Annotated in this window: 4 protein-coding genes; 2 read left to right on the forward strand and 2 right to left on the reverse strand. The window is 39.7% G+C overall.

The window, feature by feature from the left end; genetic code table 11:
• Positions 1-9: 9 nt before the first annotated feature.
• Together C6N34_RS15845 and C6N34_RS15850 are read right to left on the reverse strand one after the other, a co-directional pair.
• Positions 10-9,159, reverse strand: a complete 9,150-nt coding sequence (locus tag C6N34_RS15845; protein WP_115538540.1) for a non-ribosomal peptide synthetase — start codon at positions 9,157-9,159, stop codon at positions 10-12.
• A gap of 241 nt (positions 9,160-9,400) precedes the next feature.
• Positions 9,401-9,979, reverse strand: a complete 579-nt coding sequence (locus tag C6N34_RS15850; protein ID WP_006276681.1) for an aspartyl/asparaginyl beta-hydroxylase domain-containing protein — start codon at positions 9,977-9,979, stop codon at positions 9,401-9,403.
• 122 nt (positions 9,980-10,101) lie between these two features.
• Between C6N34_RS15850 and C6N34_RS15855 the strand changes: the two genes are divergently transcribed.
• The gene (locus tag C6N34_RS15855; RefSeq protein WP_057178218.1) at positions 10,102-10,866 is read left to right on the forward strand and encodes an SDR family oxidoreductase; all 765 of its coding nucleotides are present in this window, start codon (positions 10,102-10,104) and stop codon (positions 10,864-10,866) included.
• 67 nt (positions 10,867-10,933) lie between these two features.
• Complete coding sequence (locus C6N34_RS15860) at positions 10,934-11,152, forward strand: MbtH family protein (RefSeq protein WP_006276683.1); 219 nt, start codon at positions 10,934-10,936, stop codon at positions 11,150-11,152.
• The last annotated feature ends 29 nt before the right edge of the window (positions 11,153-11,181 follow it).

An 11,181-nucleotide genomic window follows, 5' to 3' on the forward strand; every position in this document is an offset into this window, starting at 1 on the left:
AGGTTTTAATCATTCTAAATCCTCTAGAAGCTCTCCAAGTTCGCTTTCTGATAAATCCACCAATTGGAAATCAGAAGCACTATAAAATGACGAGTTAGCCGAATCGGAATTAGTGAGATACAAACCTAAACTTTGTAAATATGTTTTCGCTATATTCTCGATAGTTTGATCATAATGTATATTCCTACTATAAGACCATTCAACTTGCAAAATCTTATCCTGTATTTTGGCATTGATAGCTAAAATATGGGTACGCTGTTGTAAGGCAAATACGCCTGCTCCTACGGGAGCATCACTGACACTAAAGTTATGATTATCCCCTAATGGACTGTCCAGGCTACCTAGATAATTAAAACTAATATCAGCATTTTTACTCTCTTTTAAAGGCTGATTTAGGTTGAGATAACGTAGTAACCCAAAACTAATTCCATGGTGAGGAATCGTTCGTAATTGGTTTTTAATCTCTTTGAGGAGAATTTCATGATTGTCTGGATTGGTTGGTTGTTTAAGCAAGATAGGATAAAGACAGGTAAACCACCCCACTGTTCTAGAAAGATCCAAGTTATGGCCTATGTCTTCCCTACCATGTCCTTCTAAGTCAATCAGCCACTGATCCGATTTGTATATACTGATGAGGGTATTTAATAATGCAGCTAACATAATTTCCTGCACGCTAGCGTGATAGGTAACAGTCGCTTGTTTTATCAGTGTTACGGTTTGTTCTGCAGTAAGGTAAGTGGATATAATTGCCGTGCTATCCACAGAATTATTGCCTGACTTATCCACAGGTAGGGGAGTAATTACAGCATTCAGAATATCCTTCCAGAATGGAGTATCTTGAGTCATTTTGGAGGATGCCAAGCTGTGTAAGTGTGTAGTCCATGACCTATAGGATGCTGTTTTTACGGGTAGAGAAAGGGGGGAATTAGGTTGTTGTAGTTGGTCTAGTTGATCTATAGTTTGTTGGTAGGCCTGATTTAAGTCTTCTAGCAAAATACGCCATGACACCGCATCTATAATTAAATGATGAGCAAATATAAACAGCACGTCACCATAATTATTCAAGTTTCTACCGCAGAGAATTCTTATTAATGGCGGTCTGTCAAGTTTAAAACTGCTATGTTCTGTTTCTAATGCTGAATTTAAAAATGCCAGGTGGGTAGTTGGTAAATAATGGCTAAAATCTATAATTTTCACATTGGGACTTTTGGCCTCACCCACATAGAACTGTTGCCATTCCCCTTCATTTTCGGCAAACCCAATGCGGAAAATATCGTGATGAGATACCAAGGTATGTAGGGCTACTACTAATGCATCCGTGTTTACGGGTTGTTTGCAAGTCAAGGCCACAGACTGATTCCAGTGATGGGGATGGAGAAAGTTTTGGGCAAAAAACCAATTCTGAATGGGGGAAAGGGGAATAAACCCAGTTAAAGGCTCAACAATTTCCGTTTGCGTTTCCATCAATTTAGCCCTGGTGGCTATGCGGGAAAGGGTTTGTCCCTCGAAAATATCTTTGGGGCTAATTTCCCACCCTGCTGCACGAGCGCGAGTTACCATTTGTAAGCTGATAATTGAGTCTCCCCCCATTTCAAAAAAATTATCCTGCGGATTAACGGTTTCTAGTCCCAGTAATTCTATCCAAATTTGGGCGAATATTTGTTCTATATCCGTTTTGGGTATGACTTCCGTACTTGAAAAATCGGGTGTTGCTAACCTCTGGCGGTCTATTTTACCATTGGGAGTTAGGGGCCATTCATCTACCACTATGACCGCACCCGGAATCATATAATCAGGTAATATTTTTGCCAGGTGTTCTTTTAAATCATTTGGTTGTTCCCTACCCTCCACTGGTTTTATCAAAGCGTATCCCAGAATACGATTACGTCCTATTAAATCTGTCCGCAGTACAGCTAATGCACTCTCTACAGCCTCGTGTTTAGTTAAAGCCGCTTCTATCTCTCCTAACTCTATACGATAACCGTTAATTTTAACTTGATTATCATAACGCCCTATAAAGCGAATGTTGCCTTCTGGATCATAAACAGCGCGATCGCCAGTTTTATAAAGCCTAGATCCTGGTGTTTTGGTAAAGGGATGGGGAATAAATAAAGCTGCTGTCAAACCAGGGCGTTGTAAATAACCACGTGCTAAACCAATGCCCCCGATATAAATTTCACCGATCACACCGGGAACAACTGGCTCTAAAAATGAGTCCAGAAGGTAAATTTCCACATTGGGGATTCCTTTGCCAATACTTGGTTCCCCAAGCAAGTGGGTACAGTCTATTAAACTGGCACACACTGTTGCCTCTGTGGGTCCATAAGCATTAAAACATCTCCGTTGCCCTCTACCCCAGCGCCGTAGCAAATCTCCAGAAACAGCTTCTCCAGCCAAAATCAAGGTCTGTAATCGAGGCAAGTCTTGGGTATCAATTGATGCTACTAACGATGGAGGAAGGGTGACATGGGTAATTTCCCAGTTTGTTAATTTCTGCCACAGTTCGGAACCAGGAGAACGATGTGCCTGGGATTGTATATATAACACAGCCCCACTACCCAAGGACATAAAAATCTCCGCTATAGCAGAGTCAAAATTCAAAGCAGCAAATTGATAGACACAACTTTTTGCTGTGACACCAAAACTCATTGTCTGACATTGCACCAGGTTTTGAATTCCAGAGTGGGTAACTAAAACACCTTTTGGATTACCAGTAGACCCAGATGTATAAATTACATAAGCCAAATTTTCCGGTCTCACCTTTAAATTCAACCTGGGATGATTCCCCTTTGATTCCAAATTCCTAATATCTAAGACTTGGAGATTTTCTTGTAATGGCAATCCTATGATGTTGTTAGTCAATATTACTGATACTTGACTATTTTCTATAATAAATCTTAGCCTATGATCAGGATAACTACGATCCAAAGGTAAAAATGCTCCACCAACTTTTAATACTGCCAATAGGGAAATAATATACTCAATACCAGGGTCAAAATACAACCCAACTATGGACTCATAAGCAATGCCAGTATCTACCAGTTGAGTCGCTAGATTGTTAGCACGGTTTTCCAGCTCACCATAGGTAATGCTATACTCATCACAAACCACAGCAATGGAATCAGGTTGGAGATCAGCATAGGACTCAAATAACTGATGGGCAGTTTTAAACCCTCCCTCTATTATAATATTACTCTCAGAAGCATTGATTAATCCTTCCCGTTCAGAAATTGACAAAGCAAGAACTTGCGCTAGTGTTTGTTCTGGTTTTAATGTCATATTGACGATGATATTACGAAAACGTAATATCAAATTTTCTGCAGCATTACCTGACAAAAACTTTGTTTGATAGTTTAGCTTTAACAACAACCCCTGATCAGGAATGACACCCACAGTTAACGGGTAATTAGTTCTTTCATAGAATTGAATGTCATCAACCCTGAAATCCGGTAACTGTTTCTTTAAATTTTGGTCAACAGGATAATTCTCAAACACCAGCAGACTTTCAAACAAAGCTAAACCTGCTAGATTCAAATCTTTTTGGATATCAGCCAATTTGCTATATTCATACTCCCGCATTTCCAAATGTTGCTGTTGAATATTTTGCAACCAATCAGCAAGGGATAGACTAGGGTCAATTTTCACTCGCATTGGCAAAGTATTGATGAAAAGTCCCACCATATTTTCCATGTTCGATAATTCTGGCGGTCTACCAGCAACAGTTACACCAAACATCACATCTTCACCTGCACCATGCTTTTGTAAGCACATTGCCCAAGCACCCTGAACAATTGTATTTAGCGTTAACCTTTGACTCTGGGCCATTTTTTGCACTAGCTCAAATTCTAAGTCATCTAATCGTAATTCTACCTCTCGATATGCACTGGAATTATTTTCTAGGTCAGGAATTTCCCAGGCTAAACGAGTACCAGTAGAAATCCCTACCAAATATTTTTGCCAAAATTGTTTAGCCCTTAGTTGATCACGACCTGTTAGCCATTGGATATAATGTCGGTAGGGAGGAACAGGTAGCAAGGAGTGGGGAACTCTTTCAGTAGCTGATTGGTATACGCTTAGTACCTCTTTAAAAATAACTGGTAATGACCAACCATCAAGAATAATATGATGATGACTCCACAACCATTGCCATGTGGAATCGTCCAGACAAATAAGAGTAAATCGCATCAGAGGACTATCATTGAGATTAAATCCCTGCTCCTTATCTTTCACTAAGTATTCGCCCATTTTCTCTATCTGTTGTGCAGGGGATAGGTCGCGCCACTCCTTATAAATCAGTGAAAATCCAGTTCCCTTGTTGACAATTTGCAGGGGTTGATCTTGCTCTTCCCAAACAAAACAAGTACGTAAAACTGGGTGTCTGTCTACAATGACTTGCCAAGCATAGGCAAATTTATCAACATCCAATTTACCAATTATCTTCCCAGTTACTTGCTCAAAATAAATTCCTTGATCTGGTTCATAGATGGCATGGAACAGCATTCCCTGCTGCAAAGGAGAAAGGGGATAAATATCTTCTAAATGGGGATATTGATTTTGCAAAATATCCAATTTTGACTGGTTAAGTTGCGCAAGGGTAAAGTCTGTAGGTGTGTACTCACCCACACCCACCTCTGTACAGAAGTTCACGACTTTTAGGAGATTACTCTTGAAATCAGACACCCAGCGATTAATAGTTGATGCTTGGTGCAAATTAGAACTATATAACCAGTCAATACGCAATTCTCCTTCCACAACAATAGCATTAACATCAATGATGTGGGGACGTGTAGCTTGGGGATCTCTGGTAGGTAATCCTTGAGAATTTAATAGGGTAAAAAATTTATGTCTAGCACCACCCTCGTTTCTCACTTGACCAAGATAATTAAAGCTGATTTCAACTGCTGATGCTAACAACGGTTTTGTTTCCTGATCAAGATATTTTAAAATTCCATAACCAAACCCACGTTGGGGAACAGCACGCAATTGTTCTTTGACACTTTTAATAATTTCTCTAATAGCTTCCGTTTGAGAATCACCTTTTGGCAAATCCAAACTCACGGGGTAGAGAGTAGTAAACCAACCCAGAGTACGGGTAACATCTAAATCTGAAGATAATTCCTCTCTACCATGACCCTCTAGCATAATTTGGACGTAGGAATTTTGGGTTATGTCTGCCAGAGTTTTTCCCAGAGCAGCAATTAATAATTCCTGAGGGTTAGTCCGGTAGGTTTTATTAGCTGTAGTCAGCAAAGTTAGAGTTTCTTTTGCTGTCAATTGGCAACTAACTGTGCTCACAGAATACTCTAGATTTTCAGCTAGGGACTCGGGAAAATCTAATGGTAGTTTTGCCGTTTTCCTAGCCAGGGTGTTTTGCCAAAACAACTTTTCACTCTGAATATTATAGGAGTTGACGTAGCCATGTATGAACTCACACCATTTTTGCCACGAGGTAGTCTTAAAAGACAGTTTATTGCCACCAATTACGTCAACTAAATCTTGTAGCAAAATCCTCCAAGACACACCATCAATAATCAAGTGATGGATGACAATCAATAATTGTGACGGGCGATTCGCTCCCAGATTGAACCACTTTACCATGTAAACTGGTCCCTCGGTCAAATTTAGCGATTTCTCACTTTTTTCCCTGACCTCCTTCATGATTGAATTTTGCTCAATTTCACTTTTTAAGTCCAGATCAACTACCTCCCAAGGAAATCCATCATCTTGATCCTTCTCTACATAAAATTGCCGCCAACCTTGCGACTCCTTTTGAAACCTAAGTCGGAAATTATCGTGGTAGGCAAAAACCACCTTGATTGCTGTTGCTACTTGGGTCACCTGCAAAGAAGGATCTACCTGTAGTAACAAGGTTTGATTCCAATGATGGGGATTAGAAAGTTTGAGATCAAAAAACCACTGTTGGATTGGACTCAGGGGAACTTCACCTGTGGGTATATTATTATTTTCAGCTGCGGCAAAACTTTGCAGATCGGTTTGTTCTTGTATTGCCAGGGCCAATCTCTGGACAGTTTGTTGTTCGAAAATTTGCTTAGGGGTTAATATCCAACCTTGGGAACGCATTTCTGTGATCACCCGCAACGCTAAAATGGAGTCACCACCCAAGTCAAAGAAGTTATCCTCAATGCCAATCTCTTCTATACCTAAAACCCGTTGCCAAATGTGACATAACGCCTTTTGTGCATCAGTTTCAGGAGGGATAAAACTCCTTTTTGTGGTTGACTGATCCCAATCGGGTAAGGGTAAAGCTCCACGGTTAATTTTGCCTTGATTGGTCAAAGGTATGGCATCTAAAAATACAAAAGCTGCTGGAACCATATAATCAGGTAAACTCTCCTTTAGAGCTTTCCTTAATTCATTTCTATCAATTTCATTATTATTTATACTTCTCAGGACAATATAGGCTACTAATCTCCGGTCTTGATCTGAGGTTGAGTGGACAGTGACCACAGATTCAGATACTTGGGTTAATTTATTTATAGCTGCTTCAATTTCCGCCAATTCAATTCTAAACCCACGTATTTTCACTTGGGAGTCACAACGTCCCAAATATTCAATATCACCATTTCTCAATCTTCTGGCCAAATCTCCGGTACGATACAATCTAGCCCCCGGTTTTTGACTGATAGGGTTGGGAATAAATCTTTCTGCTGTCAAAGAAGGGCGGTTTAGATATCCTCTTGACACACCCATTCCTCCTACATAAATTTCCCCAGCAACTCCATAAGGTACCGGTTCAAAATAGCTGTCTAGTATGTATAGACACAAATCAGGAATAGGTATACCAATTACACTACCACGGTTTTCTAAAATGTCTTCTGCCAAAATTTGACGATAAGTAACGTGAACCGTAGTTTCCGTGATTCCATACATGTTAATCAGCCTGGGATGACTATCACCATAACGTTCAATCCAAGGTTTAAGACTTTGCAGTTCTAATGCTTCTCCACCAAAAATAATTGCCCTCAAATTATTCAAAGGATGGGTGAATTCTTGATCAGCTCTGATCAGTTGACGAAAAGCTGAAGGGGTCTGATTGAGAATGGTTACCTGTTGGGTTGCTAAAAGCTGTCTAAAATCATGGGGAGAACGACTTTCAAGATAGGGAACTATTACTAATTTACCACCATACAATAATGCTCCCCACATTTCCCACACTGAAAAATCAAAGGCAAATGAGTGAAACATTGTCCATACATCTTTCTCATTAAACTCAAACCATTTTTGAGTGTTTCTCATTAATCGGAGGACATTTTTATGAGTAACTAAACAGCCTTTTGGTTTTCCTGTGGAACCACTGGTGTAGATAATATAGGCTGCTTGTTCCGGGAAAATCTTCGAGATTGGATGCACCAATTGGTTGGTAGGTTTCATGGTGTCAATTAACAAAAGTTCTGGTATTTCCCCGGGAATTTTTGCTCTTAAGGGTTCCGTGGTAATTACCAACCTAATACCACTATCTTGGGCTATGAAGTTGAGTCTCTCTGCTGGATATTGGGGATCTAAGGGAACATAAGTTGCACCACATTTTAAAACTGCTAGGATGGAAGCTACTAATTCCAGACTACGTTCTTGGAAAATTCCTACTCTGGTTTCTGCGCCTACTCCTTTTTCGATTAGGTGACTTGCCAACTGGTTTGATATCTGATTTAATTTCTGATAAGTTAATGTCCTTTCTGATTCAATTAGAGCAACTTTTTCCCCATAAGTGTTTACTATATGACTAAAAACATCAACTAAATTTGTCGCTTCAACTTCTTGATCACTGGCACTAGATCCAAAAGACAACAGTTCTCTTCTTTCTTCTGTATTTAGCCAAGGTAAAGTATCAATTTTAGTGTCGAGGTTCCCAATAACTGCACTTAAAAGTTGCTCATAATGTCTTAATATATCCTCGGCTGTATGGGCTGTAAATAAATCTGTATTATACTCTAATGCGGCTATCCATCCTTTTTCAAATGTGGGTTCTAGCATTAAACTAAGATCAAATTTGGCTCCCCCGTTATCTAAATATACAGGTTGAACCGTCAACCCAGGTAACTTAATTTCTTCAATCGGTGCATTCTGTAGAGCGAAAAGACTCTGAAAAACCTGGGAGTGGGCAGGATCCCTTGTGATATTCAGTTTATCAATTATTATTTCCAATGGAACTTCTTGATTAGCAAAAGCCTCCACACAGGTTGAGGCCACTTGTTGCAACACCTGTTTAAAAGAAAGTTGACCCGTTAAACTGCAAACTATGGGTAGGGTGTTGATAAAACAACCAATCAAATTTTTCAATTCACCCCTGTTGCGATTAGCACAAGGAGTACCAATGATAATATCCGTTTGTCCAGAGTAACGAAACAAGAGAATTTGATACACCGCCAATGTGACCATAAAGAATGTAACCCCCTCTTTTGCGGCCACAGCTTCTAAGGAATCTATTAAATCCCTGGGTAGGGTTTTACGCAATACTGCACCACTAAAGGTCTGTAAGGCGGGACGATTTTTATCTGACGGTAAATCTAGAATCGGTAATGGTAAGGCTAATTTCTTTTGCCAATATGCTAATTGATCTTGAATTCTTTGTGTTTGTAAATAGGTCTCTTGCCACTCGGCGTAATCTCCATATTGAATTGGTAGTTCGGGTAATGAAATTTCTGCCCTGGAAACATACAACTGAGTTAATTCCTGAATGAATATACCCAAAGACCAACCATCACTAATGATGTGGTGAAGATTGACTAAAAGGATATGTTCTTTATTTGATATTTTATAGAGCGTTGCTCTCAACAATGGACCTTTAATTAGATCAAACAACTGACGAGATTCGTCCTCTAAGATTTTTTTAATGGTTAGTAATCGGTCATAATCAGACCATTTTTCCGGGGGCAATTCTAGGGTCCTATGTTGTAAATGAAACTGTTGTTCACTACGAACCAACTGTACAGGTTCACCATTTTCTAGCGCAAAAGTGGTTCTGAGAATTTCGTGACGATTGATAATGTAGCGAAAACATTTCTCTAGAAGAGTAAAGTCTAGGTCACCCAATAAATTTAACCCTATGGGAATATGATAGGCCGTATTGCCCGTAAACATTATTTCCCGGTACCAAAATTGTTTTTGACTTACAGACAGGGGCAATACGTAAACTTCCATGGTTTAAGTGATTAGTATTCGTTACAATTAGAAAGGAGTAGTCGCTTCCCTTAAGATAATATCGAAGAACTGGTGTAGAAATCGGGGAGAATGTTGTGGTTTTTTGACAATTAATCTAAAGGAATAGTTTAATGGTGTAGCCCAAAACCCTTGGAATAATAGTACAAAACCTATTAAATTTAACAACTCTTGCCTTTTTTAACCTTTCGCTACGTAGTTATAAATTTCCCCGCCGACTTACTTACTTTAAATTTACATCCTTTTGTCTAAGGATATTTATCCAATAGTCATGGTCAACATTCTGATCGCCTGTCACTAGTTCTTCGGAAGTGGGGTTGCTTCTCATAAAGTCTACCAATAACACAATCCGCGTTTTATTAGATCTATTCCAGGCTTCATGTTCGTAAGTATCGTCAAAAACTAAGCATTTCCCCTCCTGCCAATTTTTAGTTTCCTTATCCACTCTGATAGCACAATTGTTATCAGGTACAACCACACCCAGATGACAGCGAAGAACTGCTTTGCTCACGCCAAAATGGGGACCTATATAAGTTCCTGGATCTAAAGAAGAGAATCCAGCTGTTATCATGCCAGGTATATTTTCCACAACTCCAGCCGTTTTTGGACAAAGCCTGCAGTTCTCTTCTAACCTTTGTCCAAAAGCGTATAGTCCTAGTACCCCCCAACCATGGTTGTAGATATTCCTCTCGGGCCAATCTATGAAGTCTGCTGGCTGTAATTGCTCCAGTTCTTTACGGATATCAGGCCAACTTGCCTCCAAAGCAGAAGTAAATGGGAAAATTGCAGGATTGAAAAACATATGAACTAGGTTACGGTTTCGGTTTTATCTCTTGCTAGAAGTACAAGTACCACATTGTGTCTTAAAAAGTCAACTATAATTTTTGAGGTAATTTTAAAACAAAGACCCTAAGGAATCTGGGAATGAAATTGGAAGATACTAAGAGCTTAGTAACTGGTGCTGCTAGTGGGATCGGACGCTGCATTGCTCTAGAACTAGCCAGTGCAGGTGCTACAGTGGTTGGTGGAGATGTAGATATGGAAGGGCTAAAAAGCCTGGAGTTAGAGGCCAAAGAATTACCTGGTAAGATCTATGTCTTACAATTGGATGTAGCAAATGAATCAAATGTTAAAGAATTTATCTTTGCTGCTTGTGAAAAAATCGGCCATCCTAATACCCTTATCAATAATGCAGGCATTCTTAGAGATGGTCTATTAGTTACACAAGATGAGGATGGCTGGCTCAGAAAATTACCAACAGCACAATGGAAGCGAGTGATTGATGTAAATTTGACGGGTGCTTTTTTCATGGCCCGGGAGTTTGCTGCTGTAGCTATCGAGCAAAATGTTTCTCCAGCACTGATCGTCAATATTTCTTCTGTAACTAGATCAGGAAACCCTGGACAATCCAATTATAGCGCATCAAAAGCAGGGCTGGATGCAGATACACGCACCTGGGCTTTAGAATTAGCTCCCTTCGGTTTTCGAGTAGCAGGTGTAGCTCCTGGACTAACAAATACTCCTATTTTGAGCCGAGTATCACCCACAGCTTTAGCTGATATGACCGGAAGCATACCCTTGAAACGTATTGCTGAACCTTATGAAATCTGGCAAGCAGTGCGTTTTATTATTGAGTGTGACTATTTTACTGCCAGTGTTATAGATGTGGATGGAGGAGCCAGATTTTAGCCAAAAAATTAAGACAGGAAAAATTCTGTAAAATGTGAGTGGTTAATAGATACTAGAAGACGGTAAAATGTATAACAACGAGCAAAGCGATAGTACAATTTATTTGGTAGTAGTCAACCATGAGGAACAATATTCCATTTGGCCTAAATGGAAAGAAGTACCATTAGGTTGGCGTGCAGCAGGTAAAGAGGGAAATAAAGCAGAATGTTTAGCCTATATTGAGGAGGTTTGGACTGACATGCGTCCTTTAAGTCTAAGACAGGCAATGGAGAAAGTTAACACTTAGTTTCATTTCAGTAAATATCTGCCCAATTC

This window comes from Cylindrospermopsis raciborskii Cr2010, from assembly GCF_003367075.2.
GTDB lineage: Bacteria > Cyanobacteriota > Cyanobacteriia > Cyanobacteriales > Nostocaceae > Raphidiopsis > Raphidiopsis raciborskii.